The following is a 24318-nucleotide window of genomic DNA, read 5'->3' as shown; positions in this document are numbered from 1 at the left end:
AAAATCCCTTACAGCGTGTATGCTGTAAGGGATTTTTTATCTTATCCGATTCTCTCAACATTGCCCATGTATGGACGCAGTACTTTAGGAATCTCAATTGATCCATCTTCTTGCTGATAATTTTCAAGGATGGCAGCAACTGTACGGCCGACTGCAAGCCCTGAACCATTTAACGTATGAACAAATTCTGCCTTTGCTTTTGGTTCACGGCGGAACTTAATGTTTGCACGACGCGCTTGGAAATCTTCAAAGTTACTGCATGAAGAAATCTCGCGGTAAGAGTCATAGCTTGGAATCCATACTTCAATATCGTATTTCTTGGCTGCAGTGAAGCCTAAATCTGCAGTACACATGCTCATAACACGATATGGAAGCTCTAGTAATTGCAGCACTTTTTCCGCATGTCCTGTTAAATTCTCAAGCTCTTGATAAGAGTCCTCAGGCTTCACAAAACGAACAAGCTCTACCTTATTGAATTGATGCTGGCGAATTAAGCCTCTTGTATCACGGCCAGCTGATCCTGCTTCTGAACGGAAACAAGCACTGAATGCAGTATAAGCGATCGGCAGTTGATCAGCTTGTAAAATTTCATCACGGTGCATGTTTGTAACAGGGACTTCTGCTGTTGGAATTAAGAAGTAATCTTCCTCACGAATCTTAAATGCATCTTCTTCAAACTTAGGCAGCTGCCCTGTGCCTGTCATGCTTGTACGGTTGACCATGTAAGGAGGGAGTACTTCCTCATAGCCATGTTCATCTTGGTGAAGATCCATCATAAAGTTCATTAATGCACGCTCTAGACGCGCTCCGAGGCCTTTATAAAATACAAAACGGCTTCCAGTCACTTTTGATGCGCGTTCAAAATCAAGAATACCTAGGTCTGTTGCTAGATCCCAATGCGGCTTAGGTTCAAATTCAAATGAACGAACATCGCCCCATTTGCGTGCTTCTACATTATCATCTTCTGTTTCACCTACTGGCGTTGATTCATGCGGCACATTTGGAATCGTTAATAAGAGATGATCAAGCTCTGCATCAAGGCCTCGCAGTTTCTCATCTAATTGTTTAACCTTCTCAGACACCTCTCTTGTTTCTTTAATGAGGTGGTCAGCATCTTTTTTCTCACGTTTTAATTGAGCAACTTCTTGTGACACCTGGTTACGTCTGCTTTTTAACTCTTCCACCTCTACAATAATCGCACGGCGCTTTTCATCAAGCTCTCCAAATTGATCTAATCCAGAGATGTCTTCACCACGTGTTGAAAGCTTCTCTTTTATATCAGCAAGATCATTTCTTAATCTTTTTACATCTAACATGTTTATTCCTCCTTAAATAAAATCTTCTATTTGACAAGCTTAGACAAATAAAAAAGCTCTCATCCACTCTTCGGCTAAGAAGAAGGGACGAGAGCACCCGCGATACCACCCTTGTTGCCTATATATAAAATATAGACCACTCTAAAGATAGATAACGGCTATCTTTACCGGAATGGCTTAAGCTTAGTGCTTCACCACTCACTCAAGGGTGGATTCAAAAAAGTGCTACACTGACTCACACCGGCCGTCAGCTCTCTGTAGAAGCAGCTTTATTTACTATTCCCTATCTACGCATTGTCTGTTATACAAATTTTACACCTTCTAGCTTAGCTTGTGCAACCATATCGACAAAATACTGATGAAAACGGTGATCGTCCGTTAATTCCGGGTGGAAAGAGCAAGCAAGAAAACGTCCTTCTCTAGCTGCTACAATCTCATCATTAAACTTCGAAATTACTTCTACATTCTCACCGACCTCTTTGATCAGCGGCGCACGGATAAATACCGCACGAACATCCTCACCCACATCAGTGACAATAAGATCAGCTTCAAAGCTCTCACGTTGACGTCCAAAAGCATTTCGCTCAACGGTCATATTCATTAAAGAAAGGTGACCCTCTGGCTGCCCTGCAATATCCTTTGCCATTAAAATGAGGCCTGCACATGTTCCAAAAACAGGCTTCCCTGTCTCTGCAAATGCTTTTAAAGGTTCTAGAAAGTTGTATTTATCAATTAAGCGCCGCATGGTCGTGCTTTCTCCGCCAGGAAGAACAAGGCCATCAAGCTCATCAAGCTGTTCAACTTTTTTAACTGCTATGACTTCGACCTCAGGCCCTTGAAGACAAGCAGCATGTTCACGCACAGCACCCTGAAGGGCCAATACACCTATTTTTAACATCTCGTTGTATCCTTTCTATATGAAAAACTAAGCCTCTTACCAGCCGCGCTCCTGCATACGTTCAGATGGCTGAAGAGTTGAAATTTCAATCCCTTTCATTGCCGTACCAAGACCTTTTGAAAGTTCAGCAATTAGAGCATAATCCTCATAGTGAGTCGTTGCTTCAACAATCGCACGTGCAAACTTTTCTGGATTATCCGACTTGAAGATACCAGAACCTACGAATACACCGTCAGCACCAAGCTGCATCATTAACGCTGCATCTGCTGGTGTTGCAATACCGCCTGCTGCAAAGTTAACTACAGGAAGCTTACCTGTTTCTTTAATTTCAAGAAGCAAGTCATAAGATGCACCAAGATTTTTTGCTTCAGTCATTAATTCATCTGTAGACATACCAGCAACTTTTTTCACTTGAGCTTGCATCATACGCATATGGCGTACTGCCTCAACAATGTTTCCTGTTCCCGGCTCACCCTTTGTACGAATCATAGAAGCCCCTTCACCAATACGACGTGCAGCTTCACCTAAGTCACGCGCTCCACATACGAAAGGTACTGTGAAATCACGCTTATACAAGTGATACACTTCATCAGCTGGTGTTAATACTTCACTCTCATCAATATAATCAACGCCCATAGACTCAAGAATACGAGCCTCTACAATGTGGCCAATACGTGCCTTTGCCATAACTGGGATCGATACAGCATTTAAAACTTCTTCAACAATAGTAGGATCAGCCATACGTGCTACGCCGCCTGCTGCACGAATGTCAGCTGGTACACGCTCAAGGGCCATAACAGCCACCGCACCTGCTTCCTCAGCAATTTTAGCTTGCTCAGCATTGATAACGTCCATGATGACGCCACCTTTTTGCATTTCTGCCATACCACGTTTTACGCGATCAGTACCTGTTTGACTCATATGTATTTCCTCCTAGACCGTTCTTGTTAGTTGGACTTGCTTATCTTTAATAGTATACCGCAAAACTAAGATGTTCGCATAATTTTCTGTTATTATTTTTTAAAAAGAACGAGCCTATTTTCCCCAATAGACTCGCTCATTCTTTAAATGGCGATCAGCTTCAGTTTATGAGAACCATCCGCTTACAGTATTAACAGCTGCATTCCAGATCCCAGAGAAAAAGCCACCGATGCCACGCATCATCATCGTGAACCATCCAGCCTTCTCAACTGCTGTATCAGTTACCATCGGAACGCCTTCTTGCTGGCCGGAATATAAAAATTCCTCGCCTTCTCCTTCAAATGAAAGAGAAAGAGTCCCTACTGCTTCTCCTGCTTCTAGAGGAGCAACTAGTTCACCATCTTCATTTAACTTTTCTTGATCAAGGCCAAGCTCTACACTGTATTGATCGTTTTGTCCATTTCTTACAACGGCAGAAAGCGCTTCTGCACTTGAAATAGCGACTTCTCGTTCTTTACCCGCAGCTACCGGCAAGGTCTCCTCACCTTCCACTACATGCCCTTCATCAAAAAGTTCAACCGTACTAAAGTTATTAAAACCAAAATCTAATAATTTTCTTGTCTCATTAAAGCGTGCATCACGTGATTCTGTACGCATGACAACCGAGATCAAACGCATTCCATCTCGCTCTGCTGTTCCAGTAAAGGTATTTCCAGCAGCAGATGTGAATCCGGTTTTAAGACCATCAATCCCCTCATAATCGTGCTGAGGTCGGATAGTTGGAAGCATCCAGTTCCAGTTTTCCATCGGAATGACTTCTCCAGGGCCTGCTTGGAAATCCTTCATAGGAATACTCGCTGTTTCTAGCACTTCAGGATAATCACGTAATAGAGCATATGCTAGTTTAGCAGTTGCTCTAGCAGACATTTCATTTTCAGCTTCGGCACCCGTTCCCTCTGGATGATTTCCTTGTAAGTCACGGTTATTTAAACCAGATGAATTAACGAAATTAAAATCTTCTAATCCAAGCTCTTCCCCTTTTTCGTTCATCAGCTGAACAAATTGTGTTTCTGAGCCGGAGATTAATTCAGCTAAAGCAATCGTTGAAGCATTAGCAGAATAAATTGCTACAGATTCATATAGGTCACGAACTGTATACGTTTCATCTTGACGAAGAGGAACATTTGATAAAGCGGTTTGAAGAGAAAGCGTTCTAACCCAGTCACTAATCGGTACTTGCTGATCCCAGCTAATACGCCCCTCGCTGATCGCCTCTAAAATTAAATATTCACTCATCATTTTAGTCATACTTGCCAATGGTAAAACAGCATCTATATTCTTTTGATATAAGATTTTACCAGACTCTGCCTCTACTAAAATAGCTGATTCTGCATCTAAATCAAGCGCTGCATCAGCTGTGGTTGGTTGTACTATAAGCGTAGCCATTAAAACAAATGACATGAACGCGGCAACCCATTTTTTCTTACCTAACAATTTCACAATCGCACCTCCACATTTTTCTCACATAAGCGTTATTTTATCACAACAATCCATAAAAAAATAGATAGGGAAGGCCCTATCTATCTTAGTCTTTATACCTTTTTTGTGAACTCTTTAAAACAGATTATACTGAGTAGTTTGGTGCTTCTTTCGTAATTTGAACGTCATGAGGGTGGCTCTCACGTAAGCCTGCTCCAGTAATACGGATGAACTGCCCGTCATTACGTAAATCATCTAATGTAGCTGTTCCGCAGTACCCCATACCAGCACGTATACCGCCGATAAGCTGGTGGATCGTATCATTTAACGGCCCTTTATAAGGAATACGTCCTTCAATACCTTCTGGTACAAGCTTTTGTGCATTCTCTTGGAAATAGCGATCTTTACTTCCCTTTTCCATTGCACCAAGAGAACCCATGCCACGGTAGACTTTAAATTGACGACCTTGGTAAATTTCTCGCTCGCCAGGGCTTTCACTTACTCCAGCTAAAAGACTGCCTAACATAACAGCATGTCCACCGGCTGCCAATGCTTTTACGATGTCTCCAGAATACTTGATTCCGCCGTCTGCAATAATCGGTACACCATGCTTGCGGGCTTCTGTAGCACAGTCATAAACAGCAGTAATTTGCGGAACACCGATTCCTGCTACAACACGTGTTGTACAAATGGAACCAGGTCCAATTCCAACCTTTACTACATTTGCTCCTGCTTCAATTAGATCTCTTGTAGCTTCTGCTGTAGCCACGTTTCCTGCAATGATTGTTAAGTCAGGATATTGTTCACGGACTGCACTAACTTTGTCTAGTACCCCTCTAGAATGACCATGAGCTGTATCAATGACAATCGCATCTACACCAGCTTCTACTAAAGCAGCAATACGAGTATCAGCATCTGCAGAAACACCGATTGCAGCACCTACAACTAATCTTCCTTGGGAGTCTTTCGCCGAGTTAGGAAATTCGATAACCTTCTCAATATCTTTTATTGTAATTAACCCTTTTAATACTCCTTCATCATCAACAAGTGGAAGCTTTTCAATTTTATACTTCTGTAGAATTGATTCAGCTTCCTGAAGTGTTGTCCCAACAGGAGCAGTAACTAGATCCTCTTTGGTCATGACTTCATCAATATGAATTGAATAATCTTCGATAAAGCGCAAATCACGGTTTGTCAAAATTCCAACAAGCTTCTGTTCCTCATCAACAATTGGTACGCCTGAGATTCTGTATTTCCCCATTAAATGCTCGGCATCAAACACTTGGCGATCAGGAGTTAAGAAGAATGGATTTGTGATAACTCCGCTTTCTGAACGTTTAACACGATCAACTTGTTCAGCTTGCTCTTCAATTGACATGTTTTTATGAATGATTCCAAGACCACCTTCACGTGCCATAGCAATTGCCATTGCAGCTTCGGTTACCGTATCCATACCTGCACTAATTAACGGGATATTTAATTGAAGATTCTCCGATAACTTCGTTTTCACCGACACATCACGAGGTAATATTTCTGACCTGGCAGGAACTAGTAATACATCATCAAACGTTAAACCCTCTTTTTGAAATTTATTCTCCCACATTAGTACATTCATCCTCCCCAAAAGGTTTATTCATAAAATATGGTTTCCATAAATCATGCTTGAAAATATTATTAGTAGCTTATCAACTGGGCAAACTACTGTCAAGAAGTCATATAAAGTGCGATTTTTCCCAATAAACAGAAAAAGGTGGTGATCATATTGACTCACTATTATAAACAGCTCGATCCATTCTATTCAGCTGCCTTCACAAGATCTTATTTAACAAAATCATATGAAGAGACCAATATTGAGCAGCCAAAAACCAAGAGCTTCAATACTTGCTATACATTCATTTATCACTTGAAACATGGACAGCTTTACACAGAACAAGCTGGTATGGCTCCTATGGAGTTAAAACCGATGCTCTTATTTTATGGACTTGTTCAATTCTTAAAAGCAGCTATTCTCACAAAAGACCCCACATATCCTGCAAATTCGCAAGTCTTAGCTCATGGGGTAACAACGAGAAAACGTAAAAAATCAGGTTTTACGTTTTTAGATGATGAAGTGAAAATCCAACGAAATGGACTATTCTCTCATTTACTCGACAAAATGTTTCACATGAAACATTTGGATAATGAGAAAATAAAAATGACATCTTTATTGCAGCAATTACCAGAAATGCAAACCCTTTTTAAACAGTTTAACTACGCTAAATACTTAGAAAAAGGCATATACGAAACGTCAGTGATACGTTTCTCTTCCAATATTTTAGATACTTATCACATGACCGCAAATCGATTTACCCAGTTTATTCAATACCAGCAACAACCGTGGTATAAAAAAGGAGCCTCTATTGAAGAAGATAAAAGATATATTTCCATACCTTTTTCTAAGAAACCATCAACTCTTAATGGTTTTCCTTTTATATTCGATCAAGATAATATACCTCATCTTTTTAAAACGAAAGAAAGTCATTTACGTTTGCCAGAAGTATTAGTACATTATTTATTATTATACAACCTCAGCATGATCTGCCGGTATGAAACAGAGTGGTGGGGAGAGCTGCTGCATACATTTGATGGTAATGACCTCCCCTTCATCACCCAATATGTGAACTATGCTCAACATAGAGTGCCAGCTCTTATTGTAGAGTTACTTAAGCGTGATAGAAGCCAATGATAAGATGGCTTTGTAACTTGTTACCTGAAGCTTGTACGATGTCTATACCTATTGCGCGGATTGTGGACGGTATTGCGTGAGTCAAGTGTGCAATTATGTCGGCATTTCTTGTAATTGCTCGGGTTCAAAGGCTCATTTCGTCAAAGGTTGTTTTTTGCACCGGTTTACGAGCTATTGGTGTCATTATCATGAGTTGTATTGAGTTTGCTGTTTATTGCATCAGTTGATAAACGGGGAGACTGCCTGACAACGTCCTGCCTGGCTTACCCTCTCTCTTCTACAAGGAAGATTATTCATGCCGTTTCTCTACGAAGTTTTTCATAAATCGTTACGAAGAGAAAGGGTTCGTCTCACAGAGGGATCACGAAGATTGTTCAAGATGAATGTTATGAAGGATACAGGTAGATTCGAAGGTGGCGCTGCTCTTTCGAACCAGGTAAGCTCTATTGCGCCCCTTATCCCTTTATGCATACTAAAAAACACAATCCTAATGGATTGTGTTTTATCTGCCTGGCAACGTCCTACTCTCACAGGGGGAAGCCCCCAACTACCATCGGCGCAAAAGAGCTTAACGACCGTGTTCGGCATGGGAACGGGTGTGACCTCTTTGCTATCGCCACCAGACTATGATTCACTTTACAGTGAATGTTTGAGATGGTTCTCTCAAAACTAGATAATGTGTAAACATATGTCAAGAATAATTTGGATAAGTCCTCGACCGATTAGTATCTGTCAGCTCCACATGTCGCCATGCTTCCACACCAGACCTATCAACCTCATCATCTCTAAGGGGTCTTACTGGATTAACTCCATGGGAAATCTCATCTTGAGGGGGGCTTCATGCTTAGATGCTTTCAGCACTTATCCCGTCCACACGTAGCTACCCAGCGATGCTCCTGGCGGAACAACTGGTACACCAGCGGTGTGTCCATCCCGGTCCTCTCGTACTAAGGACAGCTCCTCTCAAATTTCCTACGCCCGCGACGGATAGGGACCGAACTGTCTCACGACGTTCTGAACCCAGCTCGCGTACCGCTTTAATGGGCGAACAGCCCAACCCTTGGGACCTACTTCAGCCCCAGGATGCGATGAGCCGACATCGAGGTGCCAAACCTCCCCGTCGATGTGGACTCTTGGGGGAGATAAGCCTGTTATCCCCAGGGTAGCTTTTATCCGTTGAGCGATGGCCCTTCCATGCGGAACCACCGGATCACTAAGCCCGACTTTCGTCCCTGCTCGACTTGTAGGTCTCGCAGTCAAGCTCCCTTTTGCCTTTGCACTCTACGAATGATTTCCAACCATTCTGAGGGAACCTTTGGGCGCCTCCGTTACTGTTTAGGAGGCGACCGCCCCAGTCAAACTGCCCACCTGACACTGTCCCTGAACCGGATCACGGCTCGAGGTTAGAATGTCAGCACAGTCAGGGTAGTATCCCACCGACGCCTCCATCGAAGCTGGCGCTCCGACTTCCAAGGCTCCTACCTATCCTGTACAAACTGTACCAACATCCAATATCAAGCTACAGTAAAGCTCCATGGGGTCTTTCCGTCCTGTCGCGGGTAACCTGCATCTTCACAGGTACTATAATTTCACCGGGTCTCTCGTTGAGACAGTATCCAAGTCGTTACACCATTCGTGCGGGTCGGAACTTACCCGACAAGGAATTTCGCTACCTTAGGACCGTTATAGTTACGGCCGCCGTTTACTGGGGCTTCAATTCAGAGCTTCTCCCGTAAGGGATAACCCCTCCTCTTAACCTTCCAGCACCGGGCAGGTGTCAGCCCCTATACTTCGCCTTGCGGCTTCGCAGAGACCTGTGTTTTTGCTAAACAGTCGCTTGGATCTTTTCACTGCGGCTCTCTCGGGCATACACCCTACCAGAGCACCCCTTCTCCCGAAGTTACGGGGTCATTTTGCCGAGTTCCTTAACGAGAGTTCTCCCGAGCGTCTTAGAATTCTCTTCTCGCCTACCTGTGTCGGTTTGCGGTACGGGCACCTCTCACCTCGCTAGAGGCTTTTCTTGGCAGTGGAGGATCAGGAACTTCGGTACTACATTTCCCTTGCCATCACAACTCAGCCTTCACGAGAAGCGGATTTGCCTACTTCTCAGCCTAATTGCTTGGACGCACATATCCATCAGTGCGCTTACCCTACCTTACTGCGTCCCCCCATTACTCAAACGGTGAGGGAGGTGGTACAGGAATTTCAACCTGTTGTCCATCGCCTACGCTTTTCAGCCTCGGCTTAGGTCCCGACTTACCCTGAGCGGACGAGCCTTCCTCAGGAAACCTTGGGCTTTCGACGGAGGGGATTCTCACCCCTCTTTTCGCTACTCATACCGGCATTCTCACTTCTAAGCGCTCCACCAGTCCTCACGATCTGACTTCGCTGCACTTAGAACGCTCCCCTACCACTGACACCTAAGGTGTCAATCCATAGCTTCGGTGATACGTTTAGCCCCGGTACATTTTCGGCGCAGAGTCACTCGACCAGTGAGCTATTACGCACTCTTTAAATGGTGGCTGCTTCTAAGCCAACATCCTGGTTGTCTGGGCAACTCCACATCCTTTTCCACTTAACGTATACTTTGGGACCTTAGCTGATGGTCTGGGCTGTTTCCCTCTTGACTACGGATCTTAGCACTCGCAGTCTGACTCCCGAGTAAAAGTTTTTGGCATTCGGAGTTTGACTGAATTCGGTAATCCTGTGGGGACCCCTAGTCCAATCAGTGCTCTACCTCCAAAACTCTCAACCTCGAGGCTAGCCCTAAAGCTATTTCGGGGAGAACCAGCTATTTCCGAGTTCGATTGGCATTTCACCCCTACCCACACCTCATCCCCGCATTTTTCAACATGCGTGGGTTCGGGCCTCCATTCAGTGTTACCTGAACTTCACCCTGGACATGGGTAGATCACACGGTTTCGGGTCTACGACGGCGTACTCATTCGCCCTATTCAGACTCGCTTTCGCTACGGCTCCGCCTTATCAGCTTAACCTTGCACGACATCGTAACTCGCCGGTTCATTCTACAAAAGGCACGCTGTCACCCATTAACGGGCTCCAACTAGTTGTAGGCACACGGTTTCAGGATCTGTTTCACTCCCCTTCCGGGGTGCTTTTCACCTTTCCCTCACGGTACTGGTTCACTATCGGTCACTAGGGAGTATTTAGCCTTGGGAGATGGTCCTCCCGGATTCCGACGGGGTTTCACGTGTCCCGCCGTACTCAGGATCCACTCAGGAGGAAATAGAATTTCGACTACAGGGCTGTTACCTTGTGTCGCGGACCTTTCCAGATCGCTTCGCCTATCCTATTTCTTTGTAACTCCGTATAGAGTGTCCTACAACCCCAAGAGGCAAGCCTCTTGGTTTGGGCTGATACCGTTTCGCTCGCCGCTACTCAGGTAATCGCATTTGCTTTCTCTTCCTCTGGGTACTTAGATGTTTCAGTTCCCCAGGTCTGCCTCCTCATACCCTATGTATTCAGGTATGGGTACTATTCCATTACGAATAGTGGGTTCCCCCATTCGGATATCCTCGGATCAAAGCTCACTTACAGCTCCCCGAGGCGTTTCGCCGTTCGTCGCGTCCTTCTTCGGCTCCTAGTGCCAAGGCATTCACCGTGCGCCCTTTCTAACTTAACCAAAATTTAAAAAAGGTTGTTGAGTTCTTGACATGCTCGTTCAATCTTCTCTATTAAAAGATACCGATGAACAAATATGTTTACATTTCATTATCTAGTTTTCAAAGAACCAAGTACTAACTCTTACTCAACTTGGTGAGAATTAGTATCTAATTGAAGGATAGTTCCTTCAAAACTGAACAAAAGATCCAAAGCGTATATGATCGTAAGATCATACATCGACTAGAGTTAAATACTCCATAGAAAGGAGGTGATCCAGCCGCACCTTCCGATACGGCTACCTTGTTACGACTTCACCCCAATCATCTGTCCCACCTTAGGCGGCTGGCTCCAAAAGGTTACCTCACCGACTTCGGGTGTTACAAACTCTCGTGGTGTGACGGGCGGTGTGTACAAGGCCCGGGAACGTATTCACCGCGGCATGCTGATCCGCGATTACTAGCAATTCCGGCTTCATGTAGGCGAGTTGCAGCCTACAATCCGAACTGAGAATGGCTTTATGGGATTCGCTCAACCTCGCGGTTTTGCAGCCCTTTGTACCATCCATTGTAGCACGTGTGTAGCCCAGGTCATAAGGGGCATGATGATTTGACGTCATCCCCACCTTCCTCCGGTTTGTCACCGGCAGTCACCTTAGAGTGCCCAACTGAATGCTGGCAACTAAGATCAAGGGTTGCGCTCGTTGCGGGACTTAACCCAACATCTCACGACACGAGCTGACGACAACCATGCACCACCTGTCACTTTGTCCCCCGAAGGGGAAAGCTCTATCTCTAGAGTGGTCAAAGGATGTCAAGACCTGGTAAGGTTCTTCGCGTTGCTTCGAATTAAACCACATGCTCCACTGCTTGTGCGGGCCCCCGTCAATTCCTTTGAGTTTCAACCTTGCGGTCGTACTCCCCAGGCGGAGTGCTTAATGTGTTAACTTCGGCACTAAGGGCATCGAAACCCCTAACACCTAGCACTCATCGTTTACGGCGTGGACTACCAGGGTATCTAATCCTGTTTGCTCCCCACGCTTTCGCGCCTCAGCGTCAGTTACAGACCAGAGAGTCGCCTTCGCCACTGGTGTTCCTCCACATATCTACGCATTTCACCGCTACACGTGGAATTCCACTCTCCTCTTCTGTACTCAAGTCTCCCAGTTTCCAATGACCCTCCACGGTTGAGCCGTGGGCTTTCACATCAGACTTAAGAGACCGCCTGCGCGCGCTTTACGCCCAATAATTCCGGACAACGCTTGCCACCTACGTATTACCGCGGCTGCTGGCACGTAGTTAGCCGTGGCTTTCTGGTTAGGTACCGTCAAGGTGCCGCCTTATTCAAACGGCACTTGTTCTTCCCTAACAACAGAGCTTTACGATCCGAAAACCTTCATCACTCACGCGGCGTTGCTCCGTCAGACTTTCGTCCATTGCGGAAGATTCCCTACTGCTGCCTCCCGTAGGAGTCTGGGCCGTGTCTCAGTCCCAGTGTGGCCGATCACCCTCTCAGGTCGGCTACGCATCGTCGCCTTGGTAAGCCGTTACCTTACCAACTAGCTAATGCGCCGCGGGCCCATCTGTAAGTGATAGCCAGAGGCCATCTTTTACCGCTCCACCATGAGGTGGAACGGGTTATCCGGTATTAGCCCCGGTTTCCCGGAGTTATCCCAGTCTTACAGGCAGGTTGCCCACGTGTTACTCACCCGTCCGCCGCTAACATCAGGGAGCAAGCTCCCATCAGTCCGCTCGACTTGCATGTATTAGGCACGCCGCCAGCGTTCGTCCTGAGCCAGGATCAAACTCTCCATAAAAGTGTTTGATTAAGCTCAAAAATAATTCATTGACGAGATATCATGTATCTCTATTTCGCTTGGCTTTTGTTCAGTTTTCAAAGAACTTTTTCGTTCGTCACTCGTTGGCGACTTAACTAATATACCATCACATCAACGTTTCGTCAACATCTTTTTTAAAAGTTGTTTTTCGTTTGTTCTTGTGGTGTGTCTCAGCGACAAGTAATAATATAACACAGATTCAAAAATGAACGCAACCCTTTTTTAAAATAAAATAGAAAAAGACGAGAATACTCTCATCTTCTTAAATCATTTCTTCTATATCATAGAATTGCTCACTTTTTAATTGGAACACTTCATCAGTTCCCAATCTTCTCACCATAGGATTGTTTACATGTTGACTCGGAAAAAAGACGATCTCTGCCCTCTCACCATTCTGCAGACGAACCTTCATTCCGATAGAGAGCTGCTCATAACTATTCTTTAATGTTTGTACTATTCTATGATCATACTTACCAAATTGTTCAGTACACAGATGTTCAATCACTTTATACGGTGATTGCTTCCTACTATAGATACGATCAGATGTCATAGCGTGAAATACATCTGCGACTGCCACTACTTGACTTAAAGGATGTATTTTAGCTTCATTGCTTCCTAATGGATAACCGCTCTTATCAATTCGCTCATGATGTTGAAGAACCGACCATAATACAGGCTTAGATATTCCTTTTAGTTGGCTTAACATGTTATAGCTGTATATAGGATGCTTTTGCACTTCTTTTAATTCTATTGAAGACAAGGGGCCTTTTTTAGTTAAGATTCGATTTGGAATTCTCATCATTCCTATATCAGCTAACGCCCCGCTGATCCCTGCTTGCATCCAGTCTGTCTTTGGGTAGTGAAGTTTTTTTGCTAGAAAGGCAGCTAAACACGCAACAGCTACGGCATGATGATACATATACCCATCTTTTTGACTTAGTTGATGCATGTTTAAGAAATTCTTCGGGTGATCTATCATATATTCAATAAAAGGAATTAAACATTTTTTCACTGCCACAATCTCTACCCTTTTACCTGACTGCCATTCAGAATAAAGCCTTTTATAGCGTTTAACCGTGTCATGGTAATAATTAGTGAATTCTATATCTCTTTTTGATTCAACATTTAATTGATCTTTTATTTGATCATTTGATTCTTCTGGTGAATCTTTGACTGCTTCAATTGGATAAAACTTTTCACCATTCGCTAAGGTTGATTCAACTTCAACCGAAGAGATTAGAAATGTTTGAAGCACGGATATATGTTGAGAAGATAAAATGGTTTTATTAGGAATAATCGGTATATCTGTTTGTCCCATTACAGCTTCAGATAAAATACACCCTTCCTCTAGCTGCGTCGGTAACACTTTCATACACTCTCCCTCCTTCTAATTAATAAGGACTAGTTCTTTTATCCTTATATTATACGACATTTAACAAATTAAGGTACTTATATATCAATAAACGTCAAATAAAATTAAAAAGACCTATCTCACATCTATATTTCAACAACCAAAAACACCCGAGAGTGATGTACTCCCGGATGTTTTTGGTTGTTATTCTTCCTTATCAAGATCTTCTTCCGCTTCAGGCATAGAAGATTCTTCTTGCTCTTCTATTGAGGCAGTTTCTTCTGAAGTAACCTCTTCTGAAGCTCCATCATCGTTCCCTTCGACTTCATCGATCTCTTCTATTTCTTCATCTTCAATATCAACACGAGCTACAGTTGCTACTTCTTCTTTTTCATTCACTCGAATTAAAGTAACTCCTTGTGTATTACGTCCAGTCGTTGAAATTCCTTCAACATGCATACGGATGATAATACCGCTCGCCGTAATAATCATAATATCATGTTCATCAGACACCACTTTTAAGGATACGAGTGAACCATTCTTCTCGGTGATATTACATGTCTTAATCCCTTTACCACCACGATTTTGAACACGATATTCCTCAATAGGCGTTCGTTTTCCGTAGCCATTTTCGGTTACAATAAGTACTTGATGGTTTTCTTCTAAAATATCCATTCCTACAACATGATCGTCGTCTGACAGGGAAATCCCTTTGACCCCGCCTGCTGTTCGGCCCATTAGACGGACGTCTGTTTCATGGAATCTGATAGCCATCCCGTGTTTTGTACCAATGATAACTTCTTGTCCACCATCTGTTAAACGCACGCCATGAAGTTCATCATCACCACGCAAGGTAATCGCAAACAAGCCGCCTCGACGGATATTAGCAAATGAAGACAACTGTGTACGTTTGGCAATTCCGTGCTTTGTTAAGAAGAATAGATAAGAATTATCATCAAATTCTTCAATAGGAATGACTGTACTAATCGTCTCATCTTGTTCAATTTGCAAGAGGTTTATGATTGGAATTCCTTTTGCTGTTCGACCTAGCTCTGGAATTTCATAACCTTTCAGACGGTATACCTTCCCTTTATTCGTAAAGAAGAGAATCGTATGGTGGGAATTAGTTGTGAAAAGATGCTGCATAAAGTCATCATCATTCGTTCCCATCCCCTGAATTCCTTTACCCCCACGTCTTTGGCTGCGGTAAGTAGAGATAGGCATCCGTTTAATATAGCCATGATGAGTAAGTGTAATGACAACATTTTGTCTTGGAATTAAATCCTCATCCTCAAGATGATCTTCATTCATAGAAATCACTGTACGACGCTCATCATTAAACTTCTCTTTTACTTCAATTAGTTCTTCGCGAATAATCTCCAACACTTTTTCACCATCTGCAAGGATTGCTTTCAATTCAGCAATTTTTGCAATTAATTCTTTATACTCGTTTTCAATCTTATCGCGCTCTAGTCCTGTTAAACGCTGAAGACGCATATCAAGAATTGCTTGAGCCTGCTCATAGCTTAGTGAAAATTGCTCCATTAAACCATTTCGAGCAATTTCAGTAGTTTGTGAGCTGCGGATTAAGCTGATGACTTCATCAAGATGATCAAGAGCAATACGCAGCCCTTCAAGGATATGCGCACGAGCTTCCGCTTTTCTTAACTCAAACGCCGTACGACGACGGATGACTTGTACTTGATGTCCCAAATAATGCTCTAAACATTCTTTGAGAGTTAAGACTTTCGGCTGTCCTTCTACTAAAGCAAGCAGGTTGATACCAAAGCTTGTTTGAAGCGCCGTTTGTTTGTATAAATTATTTAGTAAGACATTTGCATTCGCATCACGTCTTAATTCAATAACAATACGCATTCCGTTACGGTCAGACTCATCACGTAAATCAGTAATGCCGTCTATTTTCTTGTCGCGAACAAGCTCAGCAATTTTTTCAATCAGCTTGGCTTTGTTCACTTGATAAGGGAGTTCAGATACAAGGATTCTTGGTTTCCCTTTATACTCTTCAATTTCAGTCTGAGCTCTTAAGGTAATCGACCCTCTACCAGTCTGATACGCTTTTCTGATCCCAGAGCGTCCTAAAATTTCTGCTCCTGTCGGGAAATCAGGACCCGGAATATATTCCATTAGTTCTGGAATACTGATATCAGGGTTCTTTGATAATGCAAGAACAGCATCAATTACTTCTCCTAGTTGATGAGGCGGGATATTAGTCGCCATACCAACAGCAATCCCCGAAGCCCCGTTGACTAATAAGTTAGGGAATCTAGCAGGCATTACAATTGGTTCACGCTCAGAACCATCATAGTTATCCTGATAGTCAATGGTATCTTTGTTTATATCTCTAAGGAGCTCCATAGAGATTTTGGACATTTTCGCTTCTGTATAACGCATGGCAGCAGCGGCATCTCCATCGATTGATCCAAAGTTACCGTGCCCATCAACAAGCATGTAACGATAACTAAAATCTTGAGCCATACGTACCATCGTTTCATACACGGCAGAGTCACCATGAGGGTGATACTTACCAATAACTTCCCCTACGATACGGGCTGATTTTTTGTAGGCTTTATCAGACGTCATACCAAGCTCATTCATCGCATATAAAATTCTACGGTGAACAGGCTTTAGCCCGTCGCGCGCATCCGGAAGCGCACGACTGACAATGACACTCATCGCATAGTCCATAAACGATGATTTCATTTCCTGGCTAATATTTATTTCTTTTACTCTTGATTGGTCTTGTTCAGCCATTTAATAACAAACCTCCATCTATCCGCCTAAATATCAAGATTTTTCACGTATTGTGCATTTTCATGTATGAAATCACGTCTCGGTTCCACACGGTCACCCATTAAGATCTCAAAGATTTCATCAGCCTTCATTGCATCTTCTAAAGTTACTTGCAACACTGTACGATACTCAGGATCCATCGTTGTCTCCCAAAGCTGAGTCGGATTCATTTCCCCTAGACCCTTATAACGTTGAATACCTACTTTATTACGTTCTGTATATTGAGACATAATTTGATCTAACTCTTTATCATTATAGGCATATTGAAGATCGCGGCCTTGAGTTACTTTGTATAAAGGAGGCTGTGCGATATAAATATAACCTTTTTCAATTAAAGGTCTCATGTAGCGATAAAAGAACGTTAAAATCAATGTTCGAATATGCGCTCCATCGACATCGGCATCTGTCATAATGATAATTTTATGATAACGAGCTTTTTCAATATCAAAATCATCGCCAATACCAGTGCCCAACGCCGTAATAATCGCTCGGATCTCATTATTTGCGAGGATCTTATCAAGTCTAGCTTTCTCCACATTAATAATCTTTCCTCTTAGCGGAAGGATTGCTTGGAAATGACGATCACGGCCCTGCTTAGCTGAACCGCCGGCAGAGTCACCCTCTACAATATAAATCTCACTAATTGTTGCATCCTTTGAAGAACAGTCTGCTAACTTACCTGGCAAAGAACTTACTTCTAGCGCACTTTTACGTCTCGTTAGTTCACGTGCTTTCTTAGCCGCTTCACGAGCACGAGAAGCCATTAAACCTTTCTCAACAATTTTCTTCCCAACTTGAGGATGCTCGATCATAAAGCGGGAGAATGCTTCTGAGAACAAGGAATCGGTAACCGTACGCGCTTCACTGTTCCCAAGCTTTGTTTTTGTCTGCCCTTCAAATTGAGGATCGGGGATTTTAACAGAGATGATAGCAGTTAACCCTTCACGTACATCTTCTCCTGTTAAGTTTGGATCATTTTCTTTAAAGAGATTATGTTTTCTAGCATAATCATTAATGACACGCGTTAATCCTGTTTTAAAACCAGACTCATGTGTCCCGCCTTCATGCGTACTAATGTTATTTGCAAAGGAATAAATATTGCTCACATAGCCGTCATTGTATTGAACGGCCACTTCTACATTTAAGCCGTCTTTTTCAGCTTCAATATGAATCGGCTCATCATGAAGAACTTCTTTTGAACGATTTAAGTGCTCGACAAAAGAAGCAATACCACCTTCATAAAAATAAGTAGACGATTTATTTTCTTCTCGCTTGTCAGTGATCGTAATCGTTAAGCCTTTGTTTAAAAATGCAAGTTCACGTAAACGAGTAGCTAAAATATCATACTCATATTCAGTCGTTTCCGTAAAAATTTCCGGATCTGGTTTAAAGCGAATAATTGTCCCACGCTTTTCTGTTTCACCAATAACAGCAAGATCTGCAGCAGGAACTCCTCGGTGATATTCTTGGTAATACACTTGATTTTCTCTGTGTACTTCAACCTCAAGCTTTGTAGATAACGCATTTACAACAGAAGCCCCTACACCGTGAAGACCGCCTGACACTTTATAACCGCCGCCGCCAAATTTACCGCCGGCATGCAGCACCGTCATGATTACTTCTACTGCCGGACGCCCCATTTTTTCATGGATCCCAACTGGAATACCACGGCCATTATCCTCTACTGTAATACTATTATCTTCTTCAATGGTTACTTGAATGGTGTCACAATGCCCTGCCATTGCCTCGTCAATACTATTATCAACGATCTCCCATACTAAGTGGTGAAGGCCCCGTCCGCTAGTCGAACCTATGTACATCCCAGGACGTTTTCTAACTGCTTCTAAACCTTCAAGGACTTGTATTTGACTCTCATCGTACGATTGCTGTTCAGAATGTTGTTCATTCGTCACTTTTTTCACCTTCATTCTCAAAGTTCTTCCATCTATTTAAAAAAGACCTAACTTTATACGTCTTCTTCTTCACTCAGTCTTCTTCTGTACTTAATTGAAGCTCAAGTTCTGAGACAGCCTGGGCTCTTTTATTTAAAGTCAGAGACGATACAGGAGATAAATATACAACTTCATCAGTTATAACAATAGATTTTGTGAAATCCTGCGAGATAACTGTACACTTTTTCCGCTCTTTTTCTGACTTTAAGTAATCCTTCGTTATAACCGACATATCACCTACATCCCGATCTAGGATGGCAATGATCTCTTTTGAACGAATAATGACATCTCCGCCTAAATGAATAAACATAACCCACCGCCTTATGCGTCGTTTGAAATGGTTCCTTGCTCGACTTTAAATATCGAAGCTCCATCAAGCGCTTCGTGATGGACGCCAGTTATTGATGTTGTCGTCACAAATGTCTGTACACGCTGGCCTATTGTATGCAGTAAATGAGTCTGTCTGTAATCGTCTAACTCTGAGAGGACATCATCAAGAAGAAGAATGGGATACTCTCCTACTTCCGCATGAATTAATTCAATCTCAGCGAGTTTCACACTTAGAGCTGTTGTTCTTTGCTGCCCTTGCGAACCGTAGGTCTGAACATCATGCTCATTTACTAGAAAACCAAGATCATCTCTGTGGGGACCAAATAATGTTACGCCCCGAGCAATTTCTCTTTGCTTCTTATTTTCATATGTTTCTATGAATACTTCTTTCATTTTCGGCATATCCATCTCTTCTAATACATCACAAGAGGGTTTATATATAATTTTAAGCGTCTCTTTAGCCCGGCTGATATCGCGATGGATTTCTTCAGCCCACTTTTGCAGCTGACCTAAAAAGACAAAGCGCCGCTTCGTAATCTGCACAGCTAACTCAATTAATTGATCCGTAAGAATATCAAGCATATCCTTAGAGCCTTTGCCAATCTGTAAATCCTTTAACAAAAAATTTCGCTGTTGCAAGACTTTTTGGTAGAGTCCTAAGTGATGAAGATAAACCGGACTGATCTGCCCAAGTTCCATATCAATAAACCGTCTGCGCAGCTGTGGACTGCCTTTCACTAAGTTTAAATCCTCAGGTGCAAACATGACGACATTAACGGCCCCTACGTATTCACTTAACTTCCGCTGTTCAAGCCCATTTAATTTAACTTTTTTCCCTTTAGTTGAAATCACTAAGTCAAGCTCAATTGGTCCAGATTGTCTCTGTACTTGACCTTGCACTTTAGCAAACTCATCATTCCAGCGGATTAACTCTTTGTCTTTTGAGGTCCGGTGTGACTTAGCAAGTGCCAATACATAGATTGCCTCTATCGTATTCGTTTTCCCTTGCGCGTTCTCACCGATAAACACATTCATTCTTTCATCAAATTCAAGTTCAACCCGTTCGTAATTTCTGAATTGGCGAATAAGGAGTGACTTAATAAACATCAGCCTGCTCCTTATTCATGTACGATTTCTATTGACGTCTCATCAGCCAGCTTCACACGATCTCCACTGAAGAGTTTTTTTCCGCGGCGATTTTCGAGTTCTCCGTTAACATATACTTCATACTCACTTAAATACCATTTCGCCATTCCACCCGTATCGATCGCACCAACTTCTTTTAACACTTGTCCGAGGGTGATATATTCTGTTGAAATCGAAAGCTTCTCCATTAAGAATCCTCACTCTTTCTAAAATGATTTAAACCAAATCGTCTATTCTCACGTCTATTTGTTTTGTACATATAGTTTTCTGTATAGAAACAGACGATCTTTATCCATCAAAGTTAAGACAGCAAATCAATGGTGAGATGCTGCCTTCTTTGTTTTCCGTCATTTAGTTAGTCTTTACTCTATTGTACTAGAGACAAGCCAGATAGCCAAGTCCTACTTAAATAAACACTTTTAGAACACTTGCCCTTATGGACTAGTACGTACGGACAGGTGAGAATAAATGCAGGTAGTGATCATGGTCTGTAGGTCTAATGACAAATGGGCTCATAGCTCCTGTGAACACAATATTAATTTCTTCACTGTCAATGACCTTAAGAGCATCAATGATATTTTTACCGTTGAAGGATATACGCATATCCTCTCCTTGCATCTGCTCACTTTGAATATTCTCTGTTACTTTACCTACTTCTGGCTGAATAGAGGTAATCTCTATTAAGCCTTCGTCTAAGGTCTTTAAGTTAATTACATTATTCTTTCCTTCTCGTGATAAAAGCAACGCACGTTCTAACGTTTGCAGAAAAGGCTTTGTTTTTAGCGTAAACGAAGTTTTTGATTGAGCTGGAATCATATTTTTCGTTACAGGGTATTTCCCTTCAAGTAAACGGGAGAAGAATAAGAGATTTTTAAACTTAAACAAAATTTGATTTTCTGTAACGACGACATCGATCAATTCATTTGAATCATCAATAATTTTGCTAAGTTCATTAAGTGATTTTCCAGGTATGACTACATTTGAAAAAGTCAGCTCTTCATCATTTCGCTCAATCGTTGCTTTGCGCATCGCTAGACGGTGGCTGTCTGTAGCAGTACAGATTAATTCCCCTTCTTCCGTTTCCAAGTTTACACCTGTCAACACTGGACGTGTTTCCTGAGTGGACACGGCGAACACTGTTTGGCGGATCATATTTTTTAACATGTCTTGAGGCAATCGGAATAATAGATCTTCCTCAAGCTGAGGCAAACGTGGATATTCTTCAGGGTCAAGTCCGTTTAAATTAAATACAGAGGAACCTGAACGAATCGTTGTTGCAAACTGATCTTGCACGATCAATTCAATTGTCTCACCTGGAAGCTTCTTTACGATTTCTGCAAAGAAACGCGCTTGAAGAACAATACTGCCTTCTTGTTCTATTGTAACAATTTCATTTTCTGCATCTTCTTTAGGGATAAACGTTTCAATTGAAACATCAGAGTCACTTCCAGTAAGTGTAACTCCTTCGTGATCAGCGACAATTTTAATTCCAGTTAAAATCGGAATTGTGGTACGTGAAGAAACGGCTTTAGCTACATTTTGAACATCATGAACAAAACGATCTCGTTGAATAGTAAATTGCATGATTAAATGCTCCTTTAATAATTAATTTATATTTAAAAAAGATCGTAATAATAGTAATAGGGGGTGTGGATTTGTGGATAACCCTGCAAGAAAGCTGAAATAGATAGCCTATCAACATGTGGATAGTGTGTTGATAGGCCTGCACGGTTTATTAACAATGTACACAGAACTTAAATATATTAAGAACGAAGCTGTTCCATAATTTCTTGAACTTTTTGCTGAAGCTCTTGATCTGTTGTGAGCATTTTAGAAATTTTTTCATGAGCATGAATGACAGTCGTGTGATCGCGTCCTCCAAACTCACTCCCGATCTTAGGAAGAGATGCATCAGTCATCTCCCGAGACAAGTACATAGCAATTTGTCTTGGATAAGCTACGGATTTCGTTCTCTTTTTAGCCTTAAAATCTTCTAATTTAACGTGATAAAACTCTCCCACAAGTTTTTGAATATCCGTAATGGTTAACACTTTTGGTTTAGAGTTAGGAATGATATCTTTTAGTGCCTCAGCTGCAAGATCTGCATTCATATCCTGGTTAATAAGAGATGAATAAGCAACTACTCGAATAAGTGCGCCTTCTAATTCTCTAATATTCGTATCAATTTGATTCGCAATATAGAGCATAACTTCATTAGGAATATCAAGGTTTTCAGCTTTTGCTTTTTTCCTTAAGATTGCAATTCGCGTCTCTAAATCCGGCGGTGTAATATCAGTAATCAATCCCCACTCAAATCTTGAACGCAGTCTGTCCTCAAGCGTTGGAATCTCTTTAGGCGGACGGTCACTTGAAATGACGATTTGCTTAGATTCTTCATGCAAGGCATTAAATGTATGGAAAAATTCTTCTTGAGTTTGTTCTTTTCCAGCTAAAAACTGAATATCATCTATTAGCAGCACGTCTACATTGCGGTATTTATTGCGAAAATTGACGGCTCTGTTATCTCGAATAGAATTAATAAATTCATTTGTGAATTTCTCAGATGATAAATAAACAACTTTCGCATTTGGATTATGATCCATTACATAATGGCCAATCGCATGCATTAAGTGCGTTTTTCCTAACCCAACACCCCCGTAAATAAATAGAGGATTGTATGCTTTTGCTGGTGCTTCAGCTACTGCAAGTGATGCAGCGTGCGCGAAGCGGTTGCCTGAACCAATAACAAACGTATCAAATGTATATTTGTCATTTAACATTGTTTTTGTCCCGTTATTTTGGGATCCATTGTCTGAAACCGGCTTTTTCTTTTTTGGCGGTTCAATTAAAAAATCATCCTCAAGTTCATTTTGAGGGATGACAAATCTTGGTGTAAGCCGCGCTCCAGTTAGATGCTCTATAGTATCGGAGGTTAGTCCGGCGTAGTGCTCCTCTAGCCAATCACGTGCAAATTCATTTGGTGCTGTAATGGTGATGACATCATTTTGAATATCATTTGCTTTTGTAGACTTCAGCCATGTTTCATAACTAGGCTTGCTTACTTTCTTCTCCATCTCAGCTAAAGCCCGTTCCCATAAATCGTGTATGTTCTCCAACCGACGTACCCTCCTTTTAAACCCGAATCATAAATAATATCTGTTTTCCTTCATCAGAAAAAGCCGTTGTAAAACATTTGTACAACGTGTGAAAGTAAGTGAATAAATATCCATACACACCCTGAATGTGGAGGGTGATATAATATAGTAGGAAAATAACTTTTTAACAGAATGCTCATTCCTGTGGAAAAGATATTAAGCCCTTGTGAAAACCTGTCCACAAGTTTACCCACAGGTTGTGGACAAAATAAATAGGATAAATAGCTATCCACGAGTGAAAACATATTAATCATAGCAAAAAAAGTGTTGTACCGCAACGCTTTCTTGTATTTATCCACATAGCACAGGATCTTGTGTTCAGAAGTTGTCCACAACACAAGATATGTGAATAAGGTGTCGATAAACTTGAGGATAGTTCGAAAAATGTCGAAAAACAGTTATCCACATGAAAGGTTGTCTAAGTGTAGAAGAATCGTGTATAGTTGTAGAGGTGAAAAAATAAAAGAGCACTTTTCCAAAAAGGCACGTATCCAAATCACATAGCAAAGAAGCTGATGTTTGATCGAGCTCAATTAGTTTGATCTCAATTAGGATCTATTTCAAAAAGGCTTCTGTAGAATAAATGATGATGAAATAAATCTTGGAATGAAATGAGAGAAGAATGGGAGCGGCTGCTTGTGGTCAACGATCGGTTAATGGGCCGTTAAAGTAGAGAATGAAGGAGAGTGTAAAACTTCTCCTTGACAACTGCACCCGATGTTTCTTATAATTTACAAGAATGTCTTTAGAAGAGTATCCTCAGGGAGGTGTAATAA

At 42.1% G+C, this 24318-nt stretch carries 14 protein-coding genes, 3 rRNA genes and 1 other annotated feature; of the genes, 1 reads left to right on the top strand and 16 read right to left on the bottom strand.

The window, feature by feature from the left end; all coding sequences use genetic code 11:
• Positions 1–41: 41 nt before the first annotated feature.
• The 5 genes from serS to guaB all read right to left on the bottom strand — a co-directional run bounded on the left by serS (position 42) and on the right by guaB (position 6217).
• Positions 42–1316, bottom strand: a complete 1275-nt coding sequence (serS, locus tag BPOF4_RS00085) for a serine--tRNA ligase (RefSeq protein WP_012957031.1) — start codon at positions 1314–1316, stop codon at positions 42–44.
• An 80-nt stretch (positions 1317–1396) separates the two neighbouring features.
• Positions 1397–1615: a binding site (T-box leader), on the bottom strand.
• Positions 1616–1617: 2 nt separating this feature from the next.
• The gene (gene pdxT / locus BPOF4_RS00080) at positions 1618–2214 is read right to left on the bottom strand and encodes a pyridoxal 5'-phosphate synthase glutaminase subunit PdxT (RefSeq protein ID WP_012957030.1); all 597 of its coding nucleotides are present in this window, start codon (positions 2212–2214) and stop codon (positions 1618–1620) included.
• A 36-nt stretch (positions 2215–2250) separates the two neighbouring features.
• Positions 2251–3135, bottom strand: a complete 885-nt coding sequence (gene pdxS / locus BPOF4_RS00075; protein ID WP_012957029.1) for a pyridoxal 5'-phosphate synthase lyase subunit PdxS — start codon at positions 3133–3135, stop codon at positions 2251–2253.
• Between the two features lie 165 nt (positions 3136–3300).
• The gene (locus BPOF4_RS00070; RefSeq protein WP_139314765.1) at positions 3301–4596 is read right to left on the bottom strand and encodes a D-alanyl-D-alanine carboxypeptidase family protein; all 1296 of its coding nucleotides are present in this window, start codon (positions 4594–4596) and stop codon (positions 3301–3303) included.
• Positions 4597–4759: 163 nt separating this feature from the next.
• Positions 4760–6217, bottom strand: a complete 1458-nt coding sequence (gene guaB / locus BPOF4_RS00065; protein WP_012957027.1) for an IMP dehydrogenase — start codon at positions 6215–6217, stop codon at positions 4760–4762.
• Between the two features lie 159 nt (positions 6218–6376).
• Between guaB and BPOF4_RS00060 the strand changes: the two genes are divergently transcribed.
• Positions 6377–7339, top strand: a complete 963-nt coding sequence (locus BPOF4_RS00060; RefSeq protein WP_012957026.1) for a YaaC family protein — start codon at positions 6377–6379, stop codon at positions 7337–7339.
• A 508-nt stretch (positions 7340–7847) separates the two neighbouring features.
• On the opposite strand, the gene rrf is transcribed toward BPOF4_RS00060, so the two are convergent.
• From rrf to dnaA, 11 genes are all read right to left on the bottom strand, one after another.
• Positions 7848–7963: ribosomal RNA gene (gene rrf / locus BPOF4_RS00055) — 5S ribosomal RNA — on the bottom strand.
• Between the two features lie 78 nt (positions 7964–8041).
• Positions 8042–10982: ribosomal RNA gene (locus BPOF4_RS00050) — 23S ribosomal RNA — on the bottom strand.
• 242 nt (positions 10983–11224) lie between these two features.
• Positions 11225–12776 (bottom strand): 16S ribosomal RNA (locus tag BPOF4_RS00045).
• The 16S, 23S and 5S rRNA genes sit together here, the layout of an rRNA operon.
• Positions 12777–13059: 283 nt before the next feature.
• The gene (locus tag BPOF4_RS00040; RefSeq protein WP_012957025.1) at positions 13060–14169 is read right to left on the bottom strand and encodes an HD-GYP domain-containing protein; all 1110 of its coding nucleotides are present in this window, start codon (positions 14167–14169) and stop codon (positions 13060–13062) included.
• 183 nt (positions 14170–14352) lie between these two features.
• The gene (gyrA, locus tag BPOF4_RS00035) at positions 14353–16920 is read right to left on the bottom strand and encodes a DNA gyrase subunit A (RefSeq protein WP_012957024.1); all 2568 of its coding nucleotides are present in this window, start codon (positions 16918–16920) and stop codon (positions 14353–14355) included.
• Between the two features lie 26 nt (positions 16921–16946).
• Positions 16947–18887, bottom strand: coding sequence for a DNA topoisomerase (ATP-hydrolyzing) subunit B (gyrB, locus tag BPOF4_RS00030; RefSeq protein WP_012957023.1), 1941 nt, complete (start codon positions 18885–18887; stop codon positions 16947–16949).
• Positions 18888–18945: 58 nt separating this feature from the next.
• Positions 18946–19221, bottom strand: a complete 276-nt coding sequence (gene remB / locus BPOF4_RS00025) for an extracellular matrix regulator RemB (protein ID WP_012957022.1) — start codon at positions 19219–19221, stop codon at positions 18946–18948.
• Positions 19222–19232: 11 nt separating this feature from the next.
• Positions 19233–20348: a DNA replication/repair protein RecF gene (gene recF / locus BPOF4_RS00020; protein WP_012957021.1), complete on the bottom strand. Its 1116-nt coding sequence runs from the start codon at positions 20346–20348 to the stop codon at positions 19233–19235.
• 11 nt (positions 20349–20359) lie between these two features.
• Positions 20360–20575, bottom strand: a complete 216-nt coding sequence (yaaA, locus tag BPOF4_RS00015; RefSeq protein WP_012957020.1) for a S4 domain-containing protein YaaA — start codon at positions 20573–20575, stop codon at positions 20360–20362.
• Positions 20576–20828: 253 nt separating this feature from the next.
• A complete protein-coding gene (gene dnaN, locus BPOF4_RS00010) occupies positions 20829–21971 on the bottom strand; it encodes a DNA polymerase III subunit beta (RefSeq protein WP_012957019.1) in 1143 nt (380 codons plus the stop codon).
• A gap of 179 nt (positions 21972–22150) precedes the next feature.
• Positions 22151–23503 carry a chromosomal replication initiator protein DnaA gene (dnaA, locus tag BPOF4_RS00005; RefSeq protein WP_012957018.1) on the bottom strand — a complete coding sequence of 451 codons (1353 nt, stop codon included), beginning with the start codon at positions 23501–23503 and terminating at the stop codon, positions 22151–22153.
• Positions 23504–24318: the final 815 nt, after the last annotated feature.

Source organism: Alkalihalophilus pseudofirmus OF4, assembly GCF_000005825.2.
Lineage (GTDB): Bacteria > Bacillota > Bacilli > Bacillales > Bacillaceae_D > Alkalihalophilus > Alkalihalophilus pseudofirmus.
Note: the sequence above shows the minus strand (reverse complement) of the source record. Positions and strands in the feature narration are given on the sequence as shown.